Source organism: Pseudomonas sp. NPDC090233, assembly GCF_044772285.1.
Lineage (GTDB): Bacteria > Pseudomonadota > Gammaproteobacteria > Pseudomonadales > Pseudomonadaceae > Aquipseudomonas.
This window is the reverse complement of record NZ_JBIVYQ010000001.1, coordinates 15261-40371: the sequence shown is the minus strand read 5'-3', so window position 1 is coordinate 40371 and position 25111 is coordinate 15261. Positions and strand designations below refer to the sequence as shown.

Sequence of the window (25111 nt, the reverse complement as noted above, 5' to 3'; positions counted from 1 at the left end):
CCCCCTCCCAGCCAACCCCCCATATCCCGTCTATGCTTCAACCCAACCGCCAAACCATTGACCCAGAGCGGTACCCCAACCTCAAAAATCTGATAGAACACGAGTCTTTCGCATTTGCAAGTGGGGCCATTAGCCAGATGAACTTTACAAGCCTCAGAACAGCCCAATTACAAGGCATCAGGTCAAATGATATTAATTATCATTACGCAACTTGTAATTCGTTACCACTCGCAAGAAACATAATTAACAAAACCAGTCGCAATGCCCGAATCTCAAGGCTTTCAGCCAGTTACGAGCAGGTTTTGTTCTAAATGCTACGAATAAATTTGCAACGGAAATTTTACTTGCACCGGGTTTACCCATAAAATCAGCGCGATTGACTCAGCTGCGACATTTGGTCACTGCACCTGCGACACCACGTCGCCGCTTTACTTATTTCAGACTGCAGAGCTGGGTCTCTGTATAAGGATCTTTAGCATGTCCGATTCGGCAGGACTCATCGCCCACAACTGGGGCTTTGCCATCTTCCTCCTGGGTGTCGTCGGCCTGTGTGCCTTCATGCTCGGCCTGTCCAGCCTGCTCGGTAGCAAGGCCTGGGGCCGCGCCAAGAACGAACCCTTCGAATCCGGCATGCTGCCCGTCGGTAGCGCCCGCTTGCGCCTGTCCGCCAAATTCTATCTGGTCGCGATGCTGTTCGTGATCTTCGATATCGAAGCTCTCTTTCTCTTTGCATGGTCTGTGTCCGTCCGCGAAAGCGGCTGGACCGGATTCGTCGAAGCTCTCGTTTTCATAGCAATTCTGTTGGCAGGTCTTGTCTACCTATGGCGCGTCGGTGCTCTTGATTGGGCTCCCGAAGGTCGCCGCAAGCGGCAAGCGAAGCTGAAACAATGAGGCTTTGGCAATGCAATACAATCTCACCAGAATCGACCCGGATGCGCCCAACGAGCAGTACCCGGTAGGTGATCGGGAAACCGTCACCGACCAGCTGCTGGAAGACCAGGTCCACAAGAACATCTACATGGGGAAACTCGAAGATGTGCTGCGTGGCGCGGTCAACTGGGGTCGCAAGAACTCCCTCTGGCCGTACAACTTCGGCCTGTCCTGCTGCTACGTGGAAATGACCACGGCCTTCACGGCGCCCCACGACATCGCCCGCTTCGGCGCCGAAGTCATCCGGGCCTCGCCGCGCCAGGCCGACTTCATGGTCATCGCCGGTACCTGCTTCGTGAAAATGGCGCCGATCATCCAGCGTCTGTACGAGCAGATGCTCGAACCGAAGTGGGTCATCTCCATGGGTTCGTGCGCCAACTCCGGCGGCATGTACGACATCTACTCGGTCGTTCAGGGGGTCGACAAGTTCCTCCCCGTGGACGTCTATGTGCCTGGCTGCCCGCCACGCCCTGAGGCTTTCCTGCAAGGCTTGATGCTGCTGCAGGAGTCGATCGGCCAAGAACGACGCCCGCTTTCCTGGGTTGTTGGTGATCAAGGTATTTACCGTGCCGAGATGCCAGCCCAGAAAGACCTGCGTCGTGAGCAGCGCATTGCCGTGACCAACCTGCGCAGCCCCGACGAAGTCTGATCCAGCGACCTGCCGCCCGCTCCCTGAAGAGCCGGCGGCCTGGCTTCATTCTTAACGTTGACCCAAAGCGACCGAGACCATGACAGCGGACAACGCTATTTATATTCCGCCCTACAAGGCTGACGACCAGGATGTGGTCGTTGAACTGAACAACCGTTTTGGCGCCGACGCATTCGTCGCCCAGGAAACCCGCACCGGCATGCCCGTGCTGTGGGTCAAGCGCGCCCAGCTCAAAGAGGTGCTCAGCTTCCTGCGCGGCGTGGCCAAGCCATACAGCATGCTGTACGACCTGCACGGCGTCGACGAGCGCCTGCGCACCCAGCGTCGTGGCCTGCCGGCTGCCGACTTCAGCGTGTTCTACCACCTGATGTCGATCGAGCGTAACAGCGACGTGATGATCAAGGTGTCGCTCAGCGAAGGCGACCTGAACCTGCCGACCGTGACCGGCATCTGGCCAAACGCCAACTGGTACGAGCGCGAAGTCTGGGACATGTTTGGCATCGACTTTGCCGGCCACCCGCACCTGAGCCGCATCATGATGCCGCCGACCTGGGAAGGTCACCCGCTGCGTAAGGACTACCCAGCCCGTGCCACCGAGTTCGACCCCTACAGCCTGACCCTGGCCAAGCAGCAGCTTGAAGAGGAATCGGCACGCTTCAACCCGGAAGCCTGGGGCATGAAGCGTCAGGGCGCCAACGAGGACTACATGTTCCTCAACCTCGGCCCCAACCACCCGTCCGCCCACGGTGCATTCCGTATCGTCCTGCAGCTGGACGGTGAAGAGATCGTCGACTGCGTCCCGGACATCGGCTACCACCACCGTGGTGCCGAGAAAATGGCCGAGCGCCAGTCCTGGCACAGTTTCATCCCTTACACCGACCGTATCGACTACCTCGGCGGGGTGATGAACAACCTGCCGTACGTATTGGCGGTCGAGAAGCTGGCGGGCATCCAGGTACCGCAGAAGGTCGACGTGATTCGCATCATGCTCGCCGAATTCTTCCGCATCACCAGCCACCTGCTGTTCCTGGGTACCTACATCCAGGACGTCGGCGCCATGACCCCGGTGTTCTTCACCTTCACCGACCGCCAGCGCGCCTACACCGTGATCGAAGCGATCACCGGTTTCCGCCTGCACCCGGCCTGGTACCGCATTGGTGGCGTCGCACACGACCTGCCGCGCGGCTGGGACAAGCTGGTCAAGGACTTCGTCGACTGGCTGCCCAAGCGCCTCGACGAGTACACCAAGGCCGCCCTGCAGAACAGCATCCTCAAGGGCCGTACCATCGGCGTTGCCGCGTACAACACCAAGGAAGCGCTGGAATGGGGCACCACCGGTGCCGGCCTGCGCTCCACCGGTTGCGACTTCGACCTGCGTAAAGCGCGCCCCTACTCCGGCTACGAGAACTTCGAGTTCGAAGTACCGCTGGCCCACAACGGCGATGCCTACGATCGCTGCATGGTCCGCGTCGAGGAGATGCGCCAGAGTATCCGCATCATCGACCAGTGCCTGCGCAACATGCCGGAAGGCCCGTACAAGGCGGACCACCCGCTGACCACGCCGCCACCGAAAGAGCGCACCCTGCAGCACATCGAAACCTTGATCACGCACTTCCTGCAAGTCTCGTGGGGCCCGGTCATGCCGGCCAACGAGTCGTTCCAGATGATCGAAGCGACCAAGGGCATCAACAGTTACTACCTGACGAGCGATGGCGGCACCATGAGCTACCGCACCCGGATCCGTACCCCGAGCTACCCGCACCTGCAGCAGATCCCTTCGGTGATCAAAGGCAGCATGGTCGCCGACCTCATTGCGTACCTGGGCAGTATCGACTTCGTTATGGCTGACGTGGACCGCTAAGCATGAACAGCACGCTTATCCAGACAGACCGTTTCGCCCTGAGCGAAACCGAGCGCTCGGCCATCGAGCACGAGATGCATCACTACGAGGACCCGCGCGCGGCGTCCATCGAAGCCCTGAAGATCGTTCAGAAGGAACGTGGCTGGGTGCCGGACGGCGCCATTCACGCGATCGGCGAGGTGCTGGGCATCCCGGCCAGCGACGTCGAGGGTGTGGCCACCTTCTACAGCCAGATCTTCCGCCAGCCGGTCGGCCGCCACATCATCCGCGTGTGCGACAGCATGGTCTGCTACATCGGCGGCCATGAGTCGGTGGTCAGCCAGATCCAGAGCGAGTTGGGCATTGGCCTCGGCCAGACCACCGCCGACGGGCGCTTCACCCTGCTGCCGGTGTGCTGCCTGGGCAACTGCGACAAGGCCCCGGCGCTGATGATCGACGACGACACCTTTGGCGACGTGCAGCCAGCTGGCGTTTCCAAACTGCTGGAGGGTTACGTATGACCATTACTTCCTTCGGCCCGGCCAACCGCATCGCGCGCTCGGCCGAAACCCACCCGCTGACCTGGCGTCTGCGTGACGACGGCGAGCCTGTATGGCTGGCCGAGTACGAGTCGAAGAACGGCTATGCCGCCGCGCGCAAGGCGCTGGCCGACATGTCCGCCGACGACATCGTGCAGTCGGTCAAGGATTCCGGCCTCAAGGGCCGCGGCGGCGCAGGCTTCCCCACTGGCGTGAAGTGGGGCCTGATGCCCAAAGACGAATCCATGAACATCCGCTACCTGCTGTGCAACGCGGACGAAATGGAGCCGAACACCTGGAAGGACCGCATGCTGATGGAGCAACAGCCCCATCTGCTGGTCGAGGGCATGCTGATCAGCGCCCGCGCCCTCAAGGCCTACCGTGGCTACATCTTCCTGCGTGGCGAATACACCACCGCAGCGAAGAACCTCAACCGCGCCATCGACGAAGCCAAGGCCGCAGGCCTCTTGGGCAAGAACATCCTCGGCTCGGGCTTCGACTTCGAGCTGTTCGTGCACACCGGTGCCGGGCGCTACATCTGCGGTGAAGAAACCGCGCTGATCAACTCGCTGGAAGGCCGCCGCGCCAACCCGCGCTCCAAGCCGCCCTTCCCTGCCGCCGTGGGCGTGTGGGGCAAGCCGACCTGCGTGAACAACGTCGAGACTCTGTGCAACGTGCCGGCCATCGTCGCCAACGGCAACGACTGGTACAAATCGCTGGCCCGCGAAGGCAGCGAAGACCACGGCACCAAGCTGATGGGCTTCTCCGGCAAGGTGAAGAACCCAGGCCTGTGGGAGTTGCCGTTCGGCGTCACCGCCCGCGAACTGTTCGAAGACTACGCCGGTGGCATGCGCGATGGCTTCAAGCTCAAGTGCTGGCAGCCAGGCGGCGCCGGTACCGGCTTCCTGCTGCCCGAGCACCTCGACGCGCAGATGTACGCCGGTGGCATCGCCAAGGTCGGCACCCGTATGGGTACGGGCCTGGCCATGGCGGTCGACGACAGCGTCAACATGGTCTCGCTGCTGCGCAACATGGAAGAGTTCTTCGCTCGCGAATCGTGCGGCTGGTGCACCCCATGCCGTGACGGCCTGCCGTGGAGCGTGAAGATGCTGCGCGCGCTGGAGAACGGCCAGGGCCGCGCCGAAGACATCGAGACCCTGCTGGGTCTGGTCAACTTCCTCGGCCCAGGCCGCACCTTCTGTGCTCACGCACCGGGTGCCGTCGAGCCCTTGGGCAGTGCCATCAAATACTTCCGGTCCGAGTTCGAGGCCGGTGTCGCGCCAGCAAGCGCTGCCGACACCCTGCGCCCCAACCTGGCCAAGCCGATTGTAGTCGGCGCATAAAAAGATAGACGGCGAGTGGTCCGTGCCACCCGCCAGCCCGCAGGCCGGCCCGCATGAAGCGAGGCGTGCCTGCAGGCTTACAGATTTCCATTAGCCACGCCCGCTCACGCGGGCCAACGAAGAACTTTGAACAATGGCCACTATCCACGTAGACGGCAAAGCGCTCGAAGTCAACGGTGCAGACAACCTGTTACAGGCGTGTCTGTCGCTCGGCCTCGATATCCCTTATTTCTGCTGGCACCCGGCGCTCGGTAGCGTCGGCGCCTGCCGGCAATGTGCGGTCAAGCAGTACACCGACGAGAACGACACCCGTGGTCGTATCGTCATGTCCTGCATGACCCCTGCCTCCGACGGCACCTGGATCTCCATCGAAGATGAAGAGTCCAAGGCGTTTCGCGCCAGCGTCGTCGAGTGGCTGATGACCAACCACCCGCACGACTGCCCGGTGTGCGAGGAAGGCGGTCACTGCCACCTGCAGGACATGACGGTAATGACCGGCCACAACGAGCGCCGCTACCGTTTCACCAAGCGTACCCACCAGAACCAGGACCTCGGCCCGTTCATCGCCCACGAGATGAACCGCTGCATCGCCTGTTACCGCTGCGTGCGTTACTACAAGGACTACGCAGGTGGCACCGACCTGGGTGTCTACGGCGCCCACGACAACGTGTACTTCGGCCGCGTTGAAGACGGCGTGCTGGAGAGCGAGTTCTCCGGCAACCTGACCGAGGTCTGCCCGACCGGCGTGTTCACTGACAAGACCCACTCCGAGCGCTACAACCGCAAGTGGGACATGCAGTTCGCCCCGAGCATCTGCCACGGCTGCTCCAGCGGCTGCAACATCAGCCCGGGCGAGCGCTACGGCGAGCTGCGCCGGGTCGAAAACCGCTTCAACGGTTCGGTCAACCAGTACTTCCTGTGCGACCGTGGCCGTTTCGGCTACGGCTACGTCAACCGCACCGACCGCCCACGCCAGCCACGCCTGGCCGATGGCACCAAGCTGAGCCTGGACGCCGCCCTGGATAAGGCCGCCGACCTGCTGCGCGGCCGCACCATCGTCGGCATCGGCTCTCCACGCGCCAGCCTCGAAAGCAACTACGGCCTGCGTGAGCTGGTCGGCGCCGACTACTTCTATTCGGGTATGGAAGCTGGCGAACTGGCCCGCGTACGCCTGGCCCTGAACGTGCTGAACAACAGCCCGCTGCCTGTGCCGACCCTGCGCGATATCGAAGACCACGACGCGGTCTTCGTGCTCGGCGAAGACCTGACCCAGACCGCCGCCCGCGTTGCCCTGGCCGTGCGCCAGGCCACCAAAGGCAAGGCCGAAGCCATGGCCGAGGCGATGAAAGTGCAGCCTTGGCTGGACGCAGCGGTTAAGAACATCGGCCAGCATGCGCTGTACCCGCTGTTCATCGCGTCCTTGGCTGAAACCAAGCTGGACGACGTCGCCGAAGAATGCGTGCACGCCGCCCCCGCCGACCTGGCCCGCATCGGTTTCGCCGTGGCCCACGCCATCGACCCGAGCGCACCCGCAGTAGCAGGCCTGGACGATGAAGCCATCGCCCTCGCCCAGCGCATCGCCGACGCCCTGGTTGCGGCCAAGCGCCCACTGGTGGTTGCCGGTACTTCCCTGGCCGACCCGGCACTGATCGAAGCTGCCGCCAACATCGCCAAAGCCCTGAAGCTGCGCGAGAAGAACGGTTCGCTGAGCCTGGTCGTGCCTGAGGCCAACAGCCTCGGCATGGCGATGATGGGCGGTGAGTCCGTCGATGCCGCGCTGGATGCGATCATCAGCGGCAAGGCCGACGCCATCGTGGTGCTGGAAAACGACCTGTACACCCGCGTGCCGGCCGCCAAGGTCGACGCTGCCCTGGCAGCCGCCAAGGTGGTGATCGTCGCCGACCATTCCCACACCGCTACCCTCGAACGCGCCCACCTGGTGCTGCCGGCGGCCTCGTTCGCCGAAGGCGACGGTACCCTGGTCAGCCAGGAAGGCCGTGCCCAGCGCTTCTTCCAGGTGTTCGACCCGCAATACCTGGACAGCAGCATCCTGGTCCACGAAGGCTGGCGCTGGATGCACGCCCTGCGTGCCACCCTGCTCAACAAGCCGGTCGACTGGACCCAACTGGACCACGTCACCAGCGCCTGCGCCGAAGCCGCCCCGCAACTGGCCGGCATCGTCAACGCCGCGCCAAGCGCCGCGTTCCGCATCAAGGGCATGAAGCTGGCCCGTGAGCCGCTGCGCTACTCCGGCCGGACCGCCATGCGCGCCAACATCAGCGTGCACGAGCCACGTACCCCACAGGACAAGGACACCGCGTTCGCCTTCTCGATGGAAGGCTACTCGGGCTCCGCCGAACCGCGCCAGCAGGTGCCGTTCGCCTGGTCGCCGGGCTGGAACTCGCCGCAAGCCTGGAACAAGTTCCAGGACGAGGTCGGTGGCCACCTGCGTGCCGGTGACCCGGGCGTGCGCCTGATCGAATCGCAAGGCGATCGCCTGAACTGGTTCAACGCCATCCCAGGCGCATTCAACCCGGCCCGTGGCACTTGGACTGCGGTACCCTTCTTCCACCTGTTCGGCAGCGAAGAAAGCTCCTCGCGCGCCGCTCCGGTACAAGAGCGTATCCAGCCAGCCTACGTGGCCCTGGCCAAGTCGGAAGCCGACCGCCTGGGCGTCAACGAAGGCGCGCTGCTGAGCCTGAACGTCGCCGGTGTCGCCCTGCGCCTGCCACTGCGTATCAATGAAGAGCTGGGCGCTGGCCTGGTCGCGCTGCCGAAAGGCCTGGCCGGCATTCCGCCTGCCATCTTCGGTGCATCCGTCGAAGGCCTGCAGGAGGCAGCACAATGAGCTGGTTCACCCCCGAAGTGATCGATGTGATCATTCAGGTCGTCAAGGCCGTCGTGGTGCTGCTGGCCGTGGTGGTCTGCGGCGCCCTTCTCAGCTTCGTCGAACGACGCCTGCTGGGCTGGTGGCAGGACCGCTATGGTCCGAACCGTGTCGGCCCGTTCGGCATGTTCCAGATCGCCGCCGACATGCTGAAGATGTTCTTCAAGGAAGACTGGAACCCGCCCTTCGTCGACAAGATGATCTTCACCCTGGCGCCGGTCGTGGCCATGAGTGCCCTGCTGATCGGCTTCTCGATCATCCCGATCACCCCGGGCTGGGGCGTCGCCGACCTGAACATCGGCCTGCTGTTCTTCTTCGCCATGGCCGGCCTGTCGGTCTACGCCGTGTTGTTCGCCGGCTGGTCGTCGAACAACAAGTACGCCCTGCTGGGCAGCTTGCGGGCTTCGGCGCAGACCGTGTCGTACGAAGTGTTCCTGGGCCTGGCGCTGATGGGCGTGGTGGTGCAGGTGGGTTCGTTCAACATGCGCGACATCGTTGAATACCAGGCACAGAACCTGTGGTTCATCATTCCGCAGTTCTTCGGCTTCTGCACCTTCTTCATCGCTGGCGTCGCCGTGACTCACCGTCACCCGTTCGACCAGCCGGAAGCGGAACAGGAACTGGCCGACGGCTACCACATCGAATATGCCGGCATGAAATGGGGCATGTTCTTCGTCGGTGAGTACATCGGCATCATCCTGATCTCGGCGCTGCTGGTAACTCTGTTCTTCGGTGGCTGGCACGGTCCGTTCGACCTGCTGCCGCAGCTGCCGTTCCTGTGGTTCGCCCTGAAGACCGGCTTCTTCATCATGCTGTTCATCCTGCTGCGCGCCTCGATCCCGCGCCCACGCTATGACCAGGTGATGGACTTCAGCTGGAAGTTCTGCCTGCCGCTGACCCTGATCAATTTGCTGGTGACCGCTGCGATCGTGCTTTACAACACGCCAGCCGTCGCGGCCCAGTGAGGATTTGACCCATGTTCAAGTATATCGGCGACATCGTTAAGGGCACCGGCACACAGCTGCGCAGCCTGGCCATGGTGTTCTCCCACGGGTTCCGCAAGCGCGACACCCTGCAGTACCCCGAAGAACCCGTGTACCTGCCGCCGCGCTACCGCGGCCGCATCGTCCTCACCCGCGACCCCGACGGCGAAGAGCGCTGCGTGGCCTGCAACCTCTGCGCGGTGGCCTGCCCGGTTGGCTGCATCTCGCTGCAGAAGGCTGAAACCGAAGACGGCCGCTGGTACCCGGAGTTCTTCCGCATCAACTTCTCGCGCTGCATCTTCTGCGGCCTGTGCGAGGAAGCGTGCCCGACCACCGCGATCCAGCTGACTCCGGATTTCGAAATGGCCGAGTTCAAGCGTCAGGACCTGGTGTACGAGAAAGAAGATCTGCTGATCTCCGGCCCCGGCAAGAACCCTGACTACAACTTCTACCGTGTTGCGGGTATGGCGATCGCTGGCAAGCCGAAAGGCTCTGCACAGAACGAAGCCGAGCCGATCAACGTGAAGAGCTTGCTCCCATAAGGACAGAAAGATGGAATTCGCTTTCTACTTCGCATCCGGGATCGCCGTGGTCTCCACCCTGCGTGTGGTGACCGGCACCAACCCCGTGCACGCCTTGCTTTACCTGATCATTTCGCTGATTTCCGTGGCCATGATCTTCTTCGCCCTGGGTGCGCCGTTCGCCGGCGCCCTGGAAGTGATCGCCTACGCCGGCGCCATCATGGTGCTGTTCGTCTTCGTGGTGATGATGCTCAACCTCGGGCCGGCTTCGGTCGCCCAGGAGCGCGGCTGGCTCAAACCCGGTATCTGGGCGGGGCCGGTGATCCTCGGCACCCTGTTGCTGCTCGAACTGCTGTACGTGCTGTTCGTCGCGCCAAGCGGCGCCGGCATCAGCGGCACCACCGTGGGCCCGAAAGCAGTGGGCATCAGCCTGTTCGGCCCGTACCTGCTGGTGGTCGAACTGGCGTCGATGCTGCTGCTCGCGGCAGCGGTCACCGCCTTCCACCTGGGCCGCAACGAGGCGAAGGAGTAAATCATGGGTGCTATCCCTCTCGAACATGGTCTGGCGGTCGCCGGCATCCTGTTCTGCTTAGGTCTGGTTGGCCTGATGGTCCGCCGCAACATCCTCTTCGTGCTCATGAGCCTGGAAGTCATGATGAACGCCTCTGCCCTGGCGTTCGTCGTCGCCGGTGCCCGTTGGGTCCAGCCCGACGGCCAGGTGATGTTCATTCTGGTGATCAGCCTGGCAGCCGCCGAGGCCAGTATTGGCCTGGCGATCCTGCTGCAGCTGTATCGCCGCTTCCACACTCTCGACATCGATGCTGCCAGTGAGATGCGCGGATGAACCTTATCTTCCTGACTTTCGTCTTCCCCCTGATCGGCTTCCTGCTGCTGTCGTTCTCGCGCGGGCGGTTCTCGGAGAACCTGTCCGCGCTGATCGGCGTCGGCTCGGTCGGCCTTTCGGCGGCCACCGCTGCCTACGTGATCTGGCAGTTCAATGTCGCCCCGCCTGAAGGCGGCGCGTACAGCCAGCTGCTGTGGCAGTGGATGTCGGTGGACGGCTTCGCGCCGAACTTCACCCTGTACGTCGATGGCCTGTCGGTCACCATGCTCGGTGTGGTCACTGGCGTGGGCTTCCTGATCCACCTGTTCGCCTCCTGGTACATGCGTGGCGAAGCCGGCTACTCGCGCTTCTTCTCGTACACCAACCTGTTCATCGCCAGCATGCTGTTCCTGGTGCTGGGCGACAACCTGCTGTTCATCTACTTCGGCTGGGAAGGCGTGGGCCTGTGCTCGTACCTGTTGATCGGTTTCTACTACAGCAACCGCAACAACGGTAACGCCGCACTCAAGGCCTTCATCGTCACCCGTATCGGCGACGTGTTCATGGCCATCGGCCTGTTCATCCTGTTCGCCCAGCTGGGGACCCTGAACGTGCAGGAACTGCTGGTGCTGGCACCGCAGAAGTTCCAGGCGGGTGATACCTGGATGGTCCTGGCGACCTTGATGCTGCTCGGTGGCGCGGTCGGTAAATCGGCCCAGCTGCCGCTGCAGACCTGGCTGGCCGACGCGATGGCGGGCCCGACCCCGGTTTCGGCACTGATCCACGCGGCAACCATGGTGACCGCGGGCGTCTACCTGATCGCCCGTACCAACGGCCTGTTCCTGCTGGCGCCGGACATCCTGCACCTGGTAGGCGTGGTCGGCGGCGTGACCCTGGTACTGGCCGGCTTCGCCGCACTGGTACAGACCGACATCAAGCGGATCCTCGCCTACTCGACCATGAGCCAGATCGGCTACATGTTCCTGGCCCTGGGCGTTGGCGCCTGGGACGCGGCGATCTTCCACCTGATGACCCACGCCTTCTTCAAGGCCCTGCTGTTCCTGGCCTCCGGTGCGGTGATCGTTGCCTGCCACCACGAGCAGAACATCTTCAAGATGGGCGGCCTGTGGAAGAAGCTGCCACTGGCCTACGCCAGCTTCGTGGTCGGCGGTGCCGCCCTGGCCGCATTGCCGATCGTGACCGTGGGCTTCTACTCCAAGGACGAGATCCTCTGGGAAGCCTTCGCCAGCGGCAACACCGGCCTGCTGTATGCCGGCCTGGTTGGCGCGTTCATGACCTCGCTGTACACCTTCCGCCTGATCTTCATCGCCTTCCACGGCGAAGCCAAGACCGAAGCCCACGCCGGCCACGGCATCAGCCACTGGCTGCCACTGGGCGTGCTGATCGTGCTCTCGACCTTCGTCGGCGCCTGGATCACTCCACCGCTGGCCGGTGTGCTGCCGGAAAGCGCCGGCCACGCCGGTGGTGATGCCAAGCACTCGCTGGAGATCGCCTCGGGCGCCATCGCCATCGCCGGTATCCTGCTGTCGGCCCTGCTGTTCCTGGGCAAGCGCCGCTTCGTCAGCGCCATCGCCAACAGCGGCATCGGCCGCGTCCTGTCGGCCTGGTGGTTCGCCGCCTGGGGCTTCGACTGGATCTACGACAAGCTCTTCGTCAAACCTTACCTGCTGATCAGCCATGTCCTGCGCAAGGACCCGGTTGACCGCAGCATCGGCCTGATCCCTCGGATGGCGCGTGGCGGCCACGTCGCCATGAGCAAGACCGAGACCGGCCAGCTGCGCTGGTACACCGCCTCGATCGCCGTCGGCGCCGTGCTGGTACTCGGTGCTGTGGTAGTGGCTGCGGTATGACTATGAATCTTGCGACTTTGCCAAAGGAAACCAACCCGTCATGATTTTGCCTTGGCTGATCCTGATCCCCTTCATCGGCGGCTTCCTGTGCTGGCTGGGTGAGCGCTTCGGCGCCACCCTGCCGCGCTGGATCGCGCTGCTGACCATGTCCCTGCTGCTTGGCATCGGCCTCTACCTGTGGGGCACCGGCGACTACACCCTGGCGCCTGCGCCAGGCGCCGAACCTGCTTGGGCCATCGAATATAAAGTCGAGTGGATCAAGCGCTTCGGCATCAGCATCCACCTGGCCCTCGACGGCCTGTCGTTGCTGATGATCCTGCTCACCGGCCTGCTCGGTGTGCTGTCGGTACTGTGCTCCTGGAAAGAAATCCAGCGCCACGTCGGCTTCTTCCACCTCAACCTGATGTGGATCCTGGGCGGTGTGGTCGGTGTGTTCCTGGCCCTGGACCTGTTCCTGTTCTTCTTCTTCTGGGAAATGATGCTGGTGCCGATGTATTTCCTCATCGCGCTCTGGGGTCACAGCTCCGCAGACGGCAAGAAGACCCGGATCTACGCCGCAACCAAGTTCTTCATCTTCACCCAGGCCAGCGGCCTGATCATGCTGGTGGCGATCCTGGGCCTGGTGCTGTTCAACTACAACACCACCGGCGTGCTGACCTTCAACTACAGCGACCTGCTCAAGGCCGAGCTGCCGGCCGGCGTCGAGTACATCCTGATGCTGGGCTTCTTCATCGCCTTCGCGGTCAAGCTGCCGGTCGTGCCGTTCCACTCCTGGCTGCCTGATGCCCACGCCCAGGCCCCGACCGCAGGTTCCGTGGACCTGGCGGGTATCTTGCTGAAGACCGCGGCCTATGGCCTGCTGCGCTTCGCCCTGCCGCTGTTCCCGAACGCTTCGGCGGAGTTTGCGCCGATCGCCATGACCCTGGGCCTGATCGGTATCTTCTACGGTGCCTTCCTGGCCTTCGCGCAAAGCGACATCAAGCGCCTGATCGCCTTCTCCAGCGTCTCGCACATGGGCTTCGTGCTGATCGGTATCTACTCCGGCAGCCAGCAGGCCCTGCAGGGCGCGGTGATCCAGATGCTGGCCCACGGCCTGTCGGCTGCCGCGCTGTTCATCCTGTCCGGCCAGCTGTATGAGCGCCTGCACACCCGTGACATGCGCCAGATGGGTGGCCTGTGGCACCGCATCGCCTACCTGCCTGCGATCAGCCTGTTCTTCGCCGCCGCCTCCCTGGGCCTGCCAGGTACCGGCAACTTCGTCGGCGAGTTCCTGATCCTGATCGGCAGCTTCGCCAGCGTGCCGTGGATCACCGTGATCGCCACCACTGGCCTGGTGTTCGGCTCCGTCTACTCGCTGATCATGATCCACCGCGCCTACTTCGGCCCAAGCAAGAGCGACACCGTGCTGGCTGGCATGGACGGCCGCGAGCTGATCATGGTGCTGGGCCTGGCGGTGCTGCTGATCGTTCTGGGCGTGTATCCGCAGCCGTTCCTCGACACCTCTGCCGCCACTATGAGTGGTGTGCAGCAGTGGCTCGGTTCCGCTTTCACTCAACTCGCTTCGGCCCGGTAAGAGCGCTATGGAATTCACCACTCAACACTTCATCGCATTGGCGCCGATGCTGATCACCACCATCACCACGGTGGTGGTGATGCTGGCGATCGCCTGGAAGCGCAACCACTCGCAGACCTTCCTGCTGTCCACCGTGGGCCTCAACCTGGCCCTGCTATCGATCCTGCCGGTCTTGAAGGTCGCGCCCCTGGCGGTCACACCGCTGATCACCATCGACAAGTTCGCCTGCCTGTACATGGCGATCATCCTGGTGGCCACGCTGGCCTGCGTCACCCTCGCCCACGCCTACCTTGGCGAGGGCTCCAAGGGCTTCCCGGGCAACCGTGAAGAACTCTACCTGCTGCTGCTGATGTCGGCCCTCGGTGGCCTGGTGCTGGTCAGCGCCAACCACCTCGCCGGCCTGTTCATCGGCCTGGAATTGCTGTCGGTGCCGGTGTATGGCCTGGTGGCGTATGCGTTCTTCAACAAGCGGTCGCTGGAAGCGGGCATCAAATACATGGTGCTGTCGGCTGCAGGCTCGGCGTTCCTGCTGTTCGGCATGGCGCTGCTGTATGCCGATGCAGGCAGCCTGAGCTTCGACCAGATCGGTAAAGCCCTGGCTGCCACCAGCATGCCAAGCCTGGTGGCCCAGCTGGGCCTGGGCATGATGCTGGTCGGCCTGGCCTTCAAGCTGTCGCTGGTACCCTTCCACCTGTGGACCCCGGACGTGTACGAGGGTGCCCCGGCGCCGGTCGCCGCGTTCCTGGCCACCGCCAGCAAGGTCGCGGTATTTGCCGTGGTCGTGCGCCTGTTCATGCTCTCCCCTGCTGCCAGCAGTGGCGTGCTGAGCACCGTACTGGCCGTGATCGCGGTCGCCTCGATCCTGGTCGGCAACCTGCTGGCGCTGACCCAGAGCAACCTCAAGCGTCTGCTCGGTTACTCGTCCATCGCCCACTTCGGCTACCTGCTGATCGCCTTGATCGCCAGCAAGGGCTTGGCCCTGGAGGCCATGGGCGTGTACCTGGTCACCTACGTGATCACCAGCCTCGGCGCCTTCGGCGTGATCACCCTGATGTCCTCGCCTTATGGCGGCCGTGACGCCGATGCGCTGTACGAGTACCGCGGCCTGTTCTGGCGCCGCCCGTACCTGACCGCGGTACTGACCGTGATGATGCTGTCGCTGGCCGGTATTCCACTGACTGCTGGCTTCATCGGCAAGTTCTACATCATCGCCACCGGCGTCGAGTCGCACCTGTGGTGGCTGGTCGGTGCGCTGGTGATCGGTAGCGCCATCGGCGTGTACTACTACCTGCGCGTCATGGTCACCCTGTACCTGGTTGAGCCGAACCTGCGTCGCCACGACGCCCCGCTGAAGTGGGAACAGCGCACCGGCGGCGTTATGCTGCTGGCCATCGCTATTCTCGCCTTCGTCCTGGGTGTGTACCCGCAGCCACTGCTGGAAATGGTCCAGCAGGCTGGCCTGCAACTGATCGGCTGATTGTTCAGCGATTCGGAGAACCCCGCCTCGGCGGGGTTTTTCTTTTTCAGAGCTACAGAACGAAAGCTGTGCTTCGTCTGACAGTTGCAGCGTCAGATTCCCGCTTATCGTTCTGGAACCCATGAAATGCGCCCCTCCCTTCCCCTCTCCTTGCTGGCCCTGTTGGTTGCCAACGCAGCCCAAGCCACTGGCCGCGTCGAACTTGATCAGGTGTTGATCGAAGACCAGCAACAGACCGAACTGGAAAGCGCCGCCGAACGCCTGCGGGAAATCCCCGGCGCCAGCAACCTGGTGGACATGAACAAGGTAGGCCAGGGCCGGGTCGCCAGCAACCAGGATGTGCTGGCTTACCAGCCTGGCGTATTCGCCCAATCAGCGGGCAACGACGGCATCAAGCTGTCGATCCGAGGCTCAGGCATCAACCGCGCACCCGGCGCGCACGGTTCAGGCGTGTACACGATGTTCGACGGGCTGCCGCTGACCGGCCCTGGCGGTACGCCCTACGAGCTGTTCGAGCCACTGTGGCTGAGCCGCGCCGAAGTGTTGCGCGGGGCCAACGGCTTCGATGTGGGCTCCCTGGCCCTGGGCGGCGCGATCAACTACGTCACCCACACCGGCTACGATGCCGCGCCGCTTGAAGTGCGTTACGAAGCCGGCAGCCGTGGCTACCAGCACCGGCACATCAGTTCTGGGCAGGTGCTGGGCAACCTCGACTACTACGTGGCCCTGACCGACTCAGAGTATGACGGCTACCAGGACCACAGCAGCGGCAGCGCCAAGGGCATCGCCGCCAACGTCGGCTATCGCTTCAACCCGAACCTGGAAACACGCTTCTACCTGCGCTACCGGGAAACCGAAAACGACCTCGCCGGGCGCCTGACCAAAGACCAGATCAAGCATGACCCGCGCGCCGCCAACGCCGCGTACCTGGCCCGCGACGACAGCCGCCCGCAACCCGGCAGCACCTGGGTCGCGAACAAGACCACCTTTTACCTCGAAGACGATGCCCGCATCGAAGCCGGGCTGGTCTATCACGACTTCCCGATGGACCTGCGCGAAGGCCCGATGCGCCTGAAGGTCGCCTACACCGATGTCAGCGGCACGCTCAACTACATGCGCCGCGACACCCTGTTCGGTCACGAAAGCAAGACCACCATCGGTTGGCGCACCACCAAGCACCTGCCCAACAGTGGTGCCTCGCAGTTCGCCCGCAGCAGCGGCGACAACTTCGGCGCGCGCAGCCGCGACTTCAGCTACCAGGGTTCGGATACCGTGCTGCATGTCGGCAACGACCTGGAACTGATCCCGGACCTTTGGCTGACCACGGGCCTGGCGATGATCTACACCCGACGTGAAAGCGACGTCACCTACCCCGCCACCGGCGGCAAGGTCAGCCAGCACGACTGGGACTACGCCCCGCGCCTGGGCCTGCGTTACGACATCAACCCGCAACTGCAGGTGTATGGCAACCTGAGCCGCTCGGTCGAACCGCCGCATCCATGGTCGCTGATCTGGAGCTCGACGGTCGCCACGCAACCGATCGAGATGCAGAACCAGACCGCCACTACGCTTGAACTGGGTGCACGCGGCGATTCGGCGCTGGGGCGTTGGGATCTGGCCTGGTATTACTCGCAAGTACGCCACGAACTGTTGGCGGTGGAGATCGTGCAAGGCCAGCCGGCCAAGGAGTTCAATGCCAGCCCCACCGTGCACCAAGGTGTTGAGGCCGGCCTGGACAGCACCCTCTGGGAGCGCACGGGCACTGGCAAGCTGAGCCTGCGCCAGGCCTATACCTTCAGCGATTTCCACTACCGCGACGATGACACGTTCGGTGACAACCGCCTGCCTGGCATCCCGATGCACTACTACCAGGCCGAACTGCGCTACGACTGGCCGAGCGGGTTCTACACCGGGGTGAACACGCAAATGGCCTCCAAGGTGCAAGTCGACTACGCCAACAGCTACCACGCCGATGCCTACGCGCTGCTGGGCGCGCGGCTGGGCTGGGACTCGCCGAAGCAGGACTGGCAGACCTGGCTGGACTTGCGCAACCTGACCAACAAGCGCTACGCGGCAACGGTAACACCGGGCTACAACGATGCTGGGCAGGACATCGCCCGGTCGACGCCTGGGGAAGGCTTTGGGGTTTATGCCGGAATTGCCTATCGGTTCAACTGACCCAGGCTCACGAAACATTTCCCTCTCGGAAGAGGTTTTAGCCAAGACGATAGTAGCTCCTGTGGCAATAAAGCCACGTACTGAAAGGAGTTCACCATGGGTGGTTACACCAAAGGCTGGGCCAATTCCTTCAAAGACCGCGATGCTCAAACTGCTTCGCAAGACGCCGAGAAGAAAAACCAGCCGCTCACTACCGAGCAGCTGGCTCGACATGAAAAGAAAGTGCTGAACGACAAGTAATGCACTGCGCCAGGTAACCGCCAAGGCTGCCTGGCCACCCACCGCGTCCTGCATGCCGCCTGATCTGAAACATCTGCAGAGGTGACGAACATGGGTACTGTCGTGAAGCAGCTGTTCGAGCCCATCGGCCCTGCGCTGAATGCACTGTTCGTACTCACTGTCGAGGGTGTCGAATACCTGGGTCGCAAACAGCGTGACGAGCACCAGGAACTGGGCAGTCGACTGACTCCCGACATGCTCTATGGCCGATTGCTCAAGTCCACATGGAGCGATCAGGGCTTGAACTGCAGTTACCAACCCATCGCCAGTGCGAATAAACACGCCCTGTTTCGCCAGGCATTGCTTGCCCCGCACAACCGCGTGCATTTTCCTTTTCCGGTTCTCGGGCAACAGTGCGAGGAGCTGTTCGCTTCAGCGGACTACTGGAACAATCCAGAGCCACTGGCTACCAACCTGGACCGCCAGGAGCAGCATTTTCGCGATGCATGCCACGCGCTTCTCGAAAAGCGCTTGCCTGAAGGGGCCTTGGTCCATGACCCCGCGTGCTCGACAGGCACGTTCATCGCCTCGATCGCCCGCACCTTACCCTGGGTGCGCTGTATTGGCGCAGATGCGTCGCTCAACATGATCGAACATGCCAGGCGCCATCATCGCTCCCACAACCTGGCATTCCGACGCGCTGATGCCCATACGCCGGCAGTCCCGCCCGCATCCTGCGATGCACTGATCCTGCGTTTCTTGAATGCTGAAGTCATGCCACGACAAACCGCCGTAAACCTCTTTCATTCGCTGGCCAGACTGCTGCGGGCCGATGGCGTGATGATCCTGTTCGGGCATACGCCACTGCTGTTCGAGGTCGGTGTCGAAGCCCGCCGCGCGGGCCTTATGGTGCACCGCAGCCTGGCCGGCACTGTAACCGGGGACAGCCTGTTTCAGTTCTACCACCTTGAGCCCTGACACTGAGGAAACCCATGGAAAGCAAACTTCCCCCTGAGCGTGAAATCAGCTTGAGCCAGGCTCTGGCGAGAATTGATGCACAGCTAGCGGCATTGTCCTTGAAGGTGGAGGAACGCCAGTTGGGCGCCGCTATTGGCTCCGTTCTGGTGAAGCTCGAAGCATCGACCGGTTGCACTGCCCGAGGCAGTGGCAAAGGGACCCTTGCCGAAGCAACGGTAGGTGCTCGGTTCGAGGCGCTAGAACATTACCTGGATGAACATCAGCACCGTCACTGGGTAATCCGTGACAGTACGGAGCTTGCCGCCGACCTGCATCTCAAGGACGATTTTCTGCAGCCCTGGCTGTTGGAGCAACCCGATACGAGACTGGCCTGCCAGCGCTACCTGACTGCAGATGGCCGGCCACTGTTTGACTATCCGCTTGGAGTAACACGGCCCGACTATGCGAAAGCTTCGCTGCCAGGGGATACATTCAACTACGACGGTCTGCGCCGATACAGCGGCAATGACGGCTCGGCGATCGGTGCAAGCCGTGATGAAGCGGTTCTGCATGCACTGAACCAGCTCATCGAACGTGATGCGCTTTCCCTGTTCATGCTTCGCCACTTCTACTTCCAGCGCCCCGACACACTGCATCGCGTGAGCAAGCCTGCCGACGAAACGGACTTGTCGATGCTCTGGGAGCAGGCTGAACGCCAACTCGGCGCGTCGATCGCGGTACTGGACATCAGCAGTGAGTTTGCCAGCCGGACCTACCTGGCTTGGTGCCCGCACTCACCCCATGGGCTGCATGAAGGCCTCACCGGTAGCGGGGCTGCTCTGGATCCTCGACATGGTGTTAGGCGGGCAATCAGTGAACTGGTGCAGATGTGCCTGAACGCCAAGGTGCCTGCAGCCGCCCTGGAGCTTCGCGAAGCGGAACTGCAGCTTCGCAGCTGGCCCGGCTTGCACCGCTGTTTGCAGCTACAGCTGACGCCACTGCTTGAAACGACAGTAACGGAGGTCGTTTTGCCCACGCCGATGGCACGCGAGCCCGTCGCTGAACAGGTGCAGGCAGTGCTGCAGGACCTGCACCAGCATGGACGCGTGGCCGGTATCTGCGAAGTTTTCCGTGGCGATCAGGGCATCAGCTTCGTCAATGTCGTGGTGCCAGGCCTGGAGCGTTTTCATCTGGTATCCAGCGGCAACGTCGTGTTGCCCCATGCTCGTGGCATGCAACTGGCTCCCGTAAAGGGATCAGCATGAGTGTCACGGCAACTGCACCTGCGGCTTGGTCGCCGCGAATATCCCCCAACTGGACATGAACAGCGCGGCAATCAGCGGCCCGATCACGAACCCGTTGAGCCCGAATACCGCCAGCCCACCCAAGGTGGACACCAGGATCAGGTAATCGGGCATGCGCGTGTCCTTGCCCACCAGGATCGGCCGCAACACGTTGTCTACCAGGCCAATCACCAGCACGCCAAAGGCCGTCAGGATCAAGCCCTGCAGGATCGCCCCGGTCAATAGAAAGTACGCCGCCACCGGCGCCCAGATGATCCCCGCGCCCACTGCCGGCAGCAGCGACAGAAAGGCCATCAGCACCGCCCAGACCAGCGCGCTGGGAATGTCCAGCACCCAGAAGATGAACCCACCCAGCGCCCCTTGGGTAATGGCCACCAGCACATTGCCTTTGACCGTGGCCCGCACCACCCGGTTGAACTTCAGCTGCAGGCGGCGTTTCTGGTGTTCCGGCAGCGGCACAGCGAGGCGTACACGGCGCGCCACGTCGGCGCCCTCGCGCAGGAAGAAGAACAGCAGGTACAGCATGATGCCGAAGCTCACCAGAAATTCGAAGGTGCCCTGGCCAAAACTGAATGCCTGGCTGGCCAGCACCTGACTGCCTTGCGTTGCCCATTTGGTTATCTTGTCGCGCAACCCATCCAGATTACCCATGCCCATGCTGTCCAGGCTGTGCTGGATGAACGGCGGCAGCATGTCCATGCCGCGCTCGACGTAGCCGGCGATGTCCAGCTGCCCGCTCTCGATGCGCTGATAGAGCACAGCACCTTCCTGCACCAGCAGGGCGCTGGTGATAATCACCGGCATGATGGCCACCAACAGGCACACCAGCAACGTCGTACCGGCAGCCAGATTGCGCCGCCGGCCAAAGCGTATGAGCAAGTTGCGTTGCAGCGGCGCGAACAGGATGCCAAGAATCACCGCCCAGAAGATGGCGCCATAGTACGGCAGCAGGATCCAGCCGAAGGCTATGGTCACCAGCGCCAGCAATACTGCCAGGGCTTTGTTCTGTAGAGCGGTCTGGTTCATGGAGCGTCCTCAAGTGTCCTGAACATTAGTGCACGGCGTAATCGCAAAAGTGCCGTCGCACCCTTGATTCAAATCAACATGGCTCCAGCGGGCAGGCCTTAGCATCCGCGCTTTTTGCCCCGGTGCGCACATGAACCTCCCCGCCAAGCCCGAACTGCTGGCTCCTGCCGGCTCCCTCAAAACCCTGCGCTATGCATTCGCCTACGGCGCCGATGCGGTCTATGCCGGGCAGCCGCGCTACAGCTTGCGGGTGCGCAATAACGAATTCGATCACGCCAACCTGGCCTTGGGTATCCAAGAGGCACACCAGTTGGGCAAGCGGTTCTATGTGGTGGTCAATATCGCCCCGCACAACGCCAAACTGAAAACCTTCCTCAAGGACCTGGCGCCCGTCATCGAGATGGGCCCCGATGCACTGATCATGTCGGACCCCGGCCTGATCATGCTGGTGCGCGAGCATTTCCCGCAGATGCCGGTGCACCTGTCGGTACAGGCCAACACGGTCAACTGGGCCAGCGTGCGGTTCTGGCAACAGATGGGCCTGAGCCGGGTGATCCTGTCGCGGGAGCTTTCCCTGGAAGAGATCGAGGAAATCCGCCTGCAAGTACCGGACATGGAACTGGAGGTGTTTGTCCATGGCGCGCTGTGCATGGCCTACTCCGGCCGTTGCCTGTTGTCGGGCTACCTCAACAAACGTGATGCCAACCAGGGCTCGTGCACCAACGCCTGCCGCTGGAAGTACGACGCCACAGCGGCCACCGAGAATGCCACGGGCGACATCGTGCGCGAGGTCGAACCGACCCTGGGCCACGGCGCGCCGACCGAACAGGTATTCCTGCTGCAGGAGAGCAACCGCCCAGGCAGCGAGATGCCCGCGTTCGAGGATGAACATGGCACCTACATCATGAATGCCAAGGACCTGCGCGCCATCCAGCACGTCGAGCGGCTTGCGGCCATGGGCGTGCACTCGCTGAAGATCGAGGGCCGTACCAAGTCGCACTTCTACTGCGCCCGCGCGGTGCAGTCGTACCGCAAGGCGATCGACGACGCCGCTGCCGGGCGGCCGTTCGACATGGCCTTGATGGACAACCTGGAATCGCTGGCACAACGCGGCTACACCGAAGGTTTCCTGCGCCGCCATGTGCATGACGAATACCAGAATTACCTGCGGGGCAATTCGTTGTCCGAGCGCCAGCAGTTCGTCGGCGAGCTGACGGGTGTGCGGGTCGACGGCCTGGCCGAGGTCAAGGTCAAGAACCGCTTCGCCGTCGGTGACCACCTGGAACTGATGACCCCACGCGGCAACTACCACTTCGACCTGCACCGCCTGTGCGACGGTCAGCAGCGGACCATCGAAGTGGCACCCGGGGATGGTCATGTGGTGTATCTGCCAATCCCTGAACAGGTAGCGCTGGAGTATGGCCTGCTGATGCGCGACCTGGGCGAACAGGCTGGCTGACAACGCTGTAATGTCCGCCTCAGCTAGCTGACAGGCGCCCCAGGTGAAGATCGTGGCTCTTCCGCAAGAGGCCACGCCATGTTGCGCAACCCCACCCGCCGTACCTTCGTCAAAGGCCTGGGCGCCGCCACCACATTTATAGGCCTCGGTCTGTGGCGCCCGCTTGCCCAGGCTGCCGATGGCCGAGAACTGGCCGGCCAGCACTTCGAGCTGTTCATCGGCCAGACCCCGGTCAACATCACCGGCAGCCCACGCACTGCGTTGACCATCAACGACAGCCTGCCCGGGCCACTGCTGCGCTGGCGCGAAGGCGATACGGTGACGCTGCGCGTGCGCAACCGACTTGACCAGGACACCTCGATTCACTGGCACGGCATCATCCTGCCCGCCAACATGGATGGCGTACCCGGCCTGAGTTTCGCCGGCATCGCCCCGGGAGGCGATTACCTTTACCAGTTCACCCTGCGCCAGAGCGGCACCTACTGGTACCACAGCCATTCCGGCCTGCAAGAGCAGGCTGGGGTGTACGGCGCCATCGTCATCGAGCCGCGCGAACCTGAAGCGCACCGCTATCAGCGCGACCACGTGCTGTTGTTCAGCGACTGGTCGGACCAGGCGCCCGAAGCCCTGCTGGCGACACTGAAAAAGCAATCGGATGCCTTCAACTACCACAAACGCACGGTCGGCGATTTCATCGAGGACGTCGCGCACAAGGGCTGGAGCAATACCGTCGACGAGCGCATGGCCTGGGCACGCATGCGCATGAGCCCCACCGACCTCGCCGACATCAGCGCCGCCACCTACACCTACCTGCTCAACGGCCAGCCCCCGGACGGCAACTTCACCTGCCTGTTCCAGCCAGGCGAAACCGTGCGCTTGCGGTTGATCAACGCCTCGGCCATGACGTACTTCGATTTCCGCATTCCCGGCTTGCAGCTCACGGTCATCGCGGCCGATGGCCTGCCGGTGACGCCCGTAACCGTGGACGAACTGCGCATCGCCGTGGCCGAAACCTACGACGTGCTGGTAACTGTCGGTGACCTGCCCGCCTACACCTTGTATGCCCAGAGCATGGACCGCAGCGGCTTTGCCCGCGGCACACTGGCCCGAGCCAGCGGCCTGCAAGCCCCCGTGCCACAACCGGACCCGCGGCCCGTGCTGAGCATGGACGACATGGGCCACGGCGCCATGACGAGCATGAATCACAGCAATATGGCAGGCATGGATCACAGCAACATGGCTGGCATGGACCATTCGGCGATGTCGGCCATGCAGCAGCATCCGGCCAGCGAAACCGACAACCCGTTGGTCGACATGCAGACCATGACCCCTCGGGCCAACCTGGCCGACCCCGGCATCGGCCTGCGCGACAACGGTCGCCGGGTACTGACCTATGCCGACCTACGCAGCCCCTACCCCGACCCGGACGGTCGCGAACCCTCGCGGGAGATCGAACTGCACCTGACCGGCCACATGGAACGCTTCGCCTGGTCGTTCGATGGGGTCAAGTTCAGTGACGCCGAACCGCTGCGCCTGACCTATGGCGAGCGCGTGCGCATCACCCTGGTCAACGACACCATGATGACCCACCCCATTCACCTGCACGGCATGTGGAGCGACCTGGAAGACGAACACGGGCGCTTCATGGTGCGCAAGCACACCGTCGACATCCCACCCGGCAGCCGCCGTAGCTACCGGGTAAGCGCCGACGTCCTGGGCCGCTGGGCTTACCACTGCCACCTGCTTTACCACATGGAGACCGGCATGTTCCGCGAGGTACGGGTCGATGAATGAGTTCAAGAACCGCCGCATCGTGGCCGGCGTCGCCTTGCTGACGTTGCTCAGCAGTGAGCGGGCGGTGGCCGCGTCTGCGCCCCTGACCGGTCACCAGGTGCATGATCGCGCCGTCAACTGGGCAGTCATTGTCGACCAGCTGGAATACCAGCATTTCGACAGCAGCGCACTGAACTGGAACGCCACCGCCTGGATAGGTGGCGATATCGACCGACTCTGGCTGCGCAGCGAGGGGGAGCGCGAGCAGGGCAAAACGCACAAGGCCGAACTGCAGGCGCTTTGGGGGCATGCGATAAGCCCGTGGTGGGAGCTGGTCGGCGGTGTTCGCCAGGACTTCAAACCCGCCAGCGGCCAGACCTGGGCCGCGTTCGGCATCCAGGGCACGCCACTGTATGGACTGGAGATAGAGGCCACGGCCTACGCGGGCGAGCGGCAACAGGCCGCGCTGCGCCTTGAAGCTGCCTACGCTATGCTGCTGACCAATTGCTGGATCCTTGAGCCAACCGTGGAAGCCAATTTCTTCGGCCGCAACGACGCCGGACGCGAGCAAGGCGCGGGGCTGGCCGACAGCGAGGTCGGCTTGCGCCTGCGCTACGAAATCACCCGAGGCTTCGCGCCGTATATCGGAGTAAGCTTCAACCGCCTGCACGGCAACCGTGCCGACCAGGCCCGCGAGGACGATGAAGACCTCGGCCAGACCCGCCTGGTGGCAGGCGTGCGTCTGCGATTCTAAAGGAG

21 protein-coding genes are annotated in these 25111 nt (G+C 63.0%); 20 read left to right on the top strand and 1 reads right to left on the bottom strand.

The window, feature by feature from the left end; all coding sequences use genetic code 11:
* Positions 1 to 477: 477 nt before the first annotated feature.
* The 17 genes from ACIQUF_RS00195 to ACIQUF_RS00115 all read left to right on the top strand — a co-directional run bounded on the left by ACIQUF_RS00195 (position 478) and on the right by ACIQUF_RS00115 (position 20055).
* Positions 478 to 891, top strand: coding sequence for an NADH-quinone oxidoreductase subunit A (locus tag ACIQUF_RS00195; protein ID WP_003251427.1), 414 nt, complete (start codon positions 478 to 480; stop codon positions 889 to 891).
* Positions 892 to 901: 10 nt separating this feature from the next.
* Positions 902 to 1579: an NADH-quinone oxidoreductase subunit B family protein gene (locus ACIQUF_RS00190; protein WP_029614113.1), complete on the top strand. Its 678-nt coding sequence runs from the start codon at positions 902 to 904 to the stop codon at positions 1577 to 1579.
* Positions 1580 to 1658: 79 nt separating this feature from the next.
* Positions 1659 to 3440 carry an NADH-quinone oxidoreductase subunit C/D gene (nuoC, locus tag ACIQUF_RS00185; protein ID WP_403126619.1) on the top strand — a complete coding sequence of 594 codons (1782 nt, stop codon included), beginning with the start codon at positions 1659 to 1661 and terminating at the stop codon, positions 3438 to 3440.
* Between the two features lie 2 nt (positions 3441 to 3442).
* Positions 3443 to 3940, top strand: a complete 498-nt coding sequence (nuoE, locus tag ACIQUF_RS00180) for an NADH-quinone oxidoreductase subunit NuoE (RefSeq protein WP_003251433.1) — start codon at positions 3443 to 3445, stop codon at positions 3938 to 3940.
* On the top strand, positions 3937 to 5301 hold the full coding sequence (gene nuoF / locus ACIQUF_RS00175) for an NADH-quinone oxidoreductase subunit NuoF (RefSeq protein ID WP_125464789.1): 1365 nt from the start codon (positions 3937 to 3939) through the stop codon (positions 5299 to 5301). The genes nuoE and nuoF overlap by 4 nt, the downstream gene beginning before the upstream one ends.
* A 133-nt stretch (positions 5302 to 5434) precedes the next feature.
* Positions 5435 to 8149: an NADH-quinone oxidoreductase subunit NuoG gene (nuoG, locus tag ACIQUF_RS00170; RefSeq protein ID WP_403126616.1), complete on the top strand. Its 2715-nt coding sequence runs from the start codon at positions 5435 to 5437 to the stop codon at positions 8147 to 8149.
* On the top strand, positions 8146 to 9153 hold the full coding sequence (gene nuoH / locus ACIQUF_RS00165; RefSeq protein WP_403126614.1) for an NADH-quinone oxidoreductase subunit NuoH: 1008 nt from the start codon (positions 8146 to 8148) through the stop codon (positions 9151 to 9153). Before nuoG ends, nuoH begins: the two co-directional genes overlap by 4 nt.
* Before the next feature lie 11 nt (positions 9154 to 9164).
* Entirely contained in the window at positions 9165 to 9713 is a 549-nt protein-coding gene (nuoI, locus tag ACIQUF_RS00160; protein ID WP_003251442.1) for an NADH-quinone oxidoreductase subunit NuoI, read from the top strand.
* Between the two features lie 10 nt (positions 9714 to 9723).
* Positions 9724 to 10224 carry an NADH-quinone oxidoreductase subunit J gene (nuoJ, locus tag ACIQUF_RS00155; protein WP_403126610.1) on the top strand — a complete coding sequence of 167 codons (501 nt, stop codon included), beginning with the start codon at positions 9724 to 9726 and terminating at the stop codon, positions 10222 to 10224.
* Between the two features lie 3 nt (positions 10225 to 10227).
* Positions 10228 to 10536, top strand: a complete 309-nt coding sequence (gene nuoK / locus ACIQUF_RS00150) for an NADH-quinone oxidoreductase subunit NuoK (RefSeq protein WP_003251446.1) — start codon at positions 10228 to 10230, stop codon at positions 10534 to 10536.
* Complete coding sequence (nuoL, locus tag ACIQUF_RS00145) at positions 10533 to 12386, top strand: NADH-quinone oxidoreductase subunit L (protein WP_403126606.1); 1854 nt, start codon at positions 10533 to 10535, stop codon at positions 12384 to 12386. The genes nuoK and nuoL overlap by 4 nt, the downstream gene beginning before the upstream one ends.
* 40 nt (positions 12387 to 12426) lie before the next feature.
* Positions 12427 to 13959, top strand: a complete 1533-nt coding sequence (gene nuoM, locus ACIQUF_RS00140; protein WP_403126602.1) for an NADH-quinone oxidoreductase subunit M — start codon at positions 12427 to 12429, stop codon at positions 13957 to 13959.
* Positions 13960 to 13966: 7 nt separating this feature from the next.
* Positions 13967 to 15436: an NADH-quinone oxidoreductase subunit NuoN gene (gene nuoN / locus ACIQUF_RS00135; protein ID WP_403126598.1), complete on the top strand. Its 1470-nt coding sequence runs from the start codon at positions 13967 to 13969 to the stop codon at positions 15434 to 15436.
* A 126-nt stretch (positions 15437 to 15562) separates the two neighbouring features.
* Positions 15563 to 17614, top strand: a complete 2052-nt coding sequence (locus ACIQUF_RS00130; protein ID WP_403126595.1) for a TonB-dependent receptor family protein — start codon at positions 15563 to 15565, stop codon at positions 17612 to 17614.
* Positions 17615 to 17710: 96 nt separating this feature from the next.
* Positions 17711 to 17854 carry a hypothetical protein gene (locus ACIQUF_RS00125; RefSeq protein WP_403126591.1) on the top strand — a complete coding sequence of 48 codons (144 nt, stop codon included), beginning with the start codon at positions 17711 to 17713 and terminating at the stop codon, positions 17852 to 17854.
* Positions 17855 to 17956: 102 nt separating this feature from the next.
* Positions 17957 to 18811 (top strand): class I SAM-dependent methyltransferase, encoded by an 855-nt coding sequence (locus ACIQUF_RS00120; protein WP_403126588.1) that lies wholly within the window; start codon positions 17957 to 17959, stop codon positions 18809 to 18811.
* A 14-nt stretch (positions 18812 to 18825) separates the two neighbouring features.
* A complete protein-coding gene (locus ACIQUF_RS00115) occupies positions 18826 to 20055 on the top strand; it encodes a YcaO-like family protein (RefSeq protein WP_403126585.1) in 1230 nt (409 codons plus the stop codon).
* A gap of 3 nt (positions 20056 to 20058) precedes the next feature.
* Here the strand turns inward: ACIQUF_RS00115 and ACIQUF_RS00110 are convergent, their stop codons facing one another.
* A complete protein-coding gene (locus ACIQUF_RS00110) occupies positions 20059 to 21120 on the bottom strand; it encodes an AI-2E family transporter (protein ID WP_403126583.1) in 1062 nt (353 codons plus the stop codon).
* A gap of 130 nt (positions 21121 to 21250) precedes the next feature.
* Here ACIQUF_RS00110 and yegQ point away from each other — a divergent pair, with 130 nt between their 5' ends.
* From yegQ to ACIQUF_RS00095, 3 genes are all read left to right on the top strand, one after another.
* Positions 21251 to 22579 (top strand): tRNA 5-hydroxyuridine modification protein YegQ, encoded by a 1329-nt coding sequence (yegQ, locus tag ACIQUF_RS00105; protein WP_403126579.1) that lies wholly within the window; start codon positions 21251 to 21253, stop codon positions 22577 to 22579.
* Positions 22580 to 22660: 81 nt separating this feature from the next.
* Positions 22661 to 24373: a copper resistance system multicopper oxidase gene (locus ACIQUF_RS00100; protein WP_403128848.1), complete on the top strand. Its 1713-nt coding sequence runs from the start codon at positions 22661 to 22663 to the stop codon at positions 24371 to 24373.
* Entirely contained in the window at positions 24366 to 25106 is a 741-nt protein-coding gene (locus ACIQUF_RS00095; protein ID WP_403126577.1) for a copper resistance protein B, read from the top strand. Before ACIQUF_RS00100 ends, ACIQUF_RS00095 begins: the two co-directional genes overlap by 8 nt.
* The last annotated feature ends 5 nt before the right edge of the window (positions 25107 to 25111 follow it).

Coding starts and splice junctions, on each gene's coding strand:
- ACIQUF_RS00195 (WP_003251427.1), top strand. CDS start 478: ATGTCCGATTCGGCAGGACTCATCGCCCACAACTGGGGCTTTGCCATC.
- ACIQUF_RS00115 (WP_403126585.1), top strand. CDS start 18,826: ATGGAAAGCAAACTTCCCCCTGAGCGTGAAATCAGCTTGAGCCAGGCT.
- nuoJ (WP_403126610.1), top strand. CDS start 9,724: ATGGAATTCGCTTTCTACTTCGCATCCGGGATCGCCGTGGTCTCCACC.
- ACIQUF_RS00125 (WP_403126591.1), top strand. CDS start 17,711: ATGGGTGGTTACACCAAAGGCTGGGCCAATTCCTTCAAAGACCGCGAT.
- ACIQUF_RS00095 (WP_403126577.1), top strand. CDS start 24,366: ATGAATGAGTTCAAGAACCGCCGCATCGTGGCCGGCGTCGCCTTGCTG.
- nuoF (WP_125464789.1), top strand. CDS start 3,937: ATGACCATTACTTCCTTCGGCCCGGCCAACCGCATCGCGCGCTCGGCC.
- nuoL (WP_403126606.1), top strand. CDS start 10,533: ATGAACCTTATCTTCCTGACTTTCGTCTTCCCCCTGATCGGCTTCCTG.
- ACIQUF_RS00190 (WP_029614113.1), top strand. CDS start 902: ATGCAATACAATCTCACCAGAATCGACCCGGATGCGCCCAACGAGCAG.
- nuoM (WP_403126602.1), top strand. CDS start 12,427: ATGATTTTGCCTTGGCTGATCCTGATCCCCTTCATCGGCGGCTTCCTG.
- nuoN (WP_403126598.1), top strand. CDS start 13,967: ATGGAATTCACCACTCAACACTTCATCGCATTGGCGCCGATGCTGATC.
- nuoH (WP_403126614.1), top strand. CDS start 8,146: ATGAGCTGGTTCACCCCCGAAGTGATCGATGTGATCATTCAGGTCGTC.
- nuoI (WP_003251442.1), top strand. CDS start 9,165: ATGTTCAAGTATATCGGCGACATCGTTAAGGGCACCGGCACACAGCTG.
- yegQ (WP_403126579.1), top strand. CDS start 21,251: ATGAACCTCCCCGCCAAGCCCGAACTGCTGGCTCCTGCCGGCTCCCTC.
- ACIQUF_RS00130 (WP_403126595.1), top strand. CDS start 15,563: ATGCGCCCCTCCCTTCCCCTCTCCTTGCTGGCCCTGTTGGTTGCCAAC.
- nuoK (WP_003251446.1), top strand. CDS start 10,228: ATGGGTGCTATCCCTCTCGAACATGGTCTGGCGGTCGCCGGCATCCTG.
- nuoG (WP_403126616.1), top strand. CDS start 5,435: ATGGCCACTATCCACGTAGACGGCAAAGCGCTCGAAGTCAACGGTGCA.
- nuoE (WP_003251433.1), top strand. CDS start 3,443: ATGAACAGCACGCTTATCCAGACAGACCGTTTCGCCCTGAGCGAAACC.
- nuoC (WP_403126619.1), top strand. CDS start 1,659: ATGACAGCGGACAACGCTATTTATATTCCGCCCTACAAGGCTGACGAC.
- ACIQUF_RS00110 (WP_403126583.1), bottom strand. CDS start 21,120: ATGAACCAGACCGCTCTACAGAACAAAGCCCTGGCAGTATTGCTGGCG.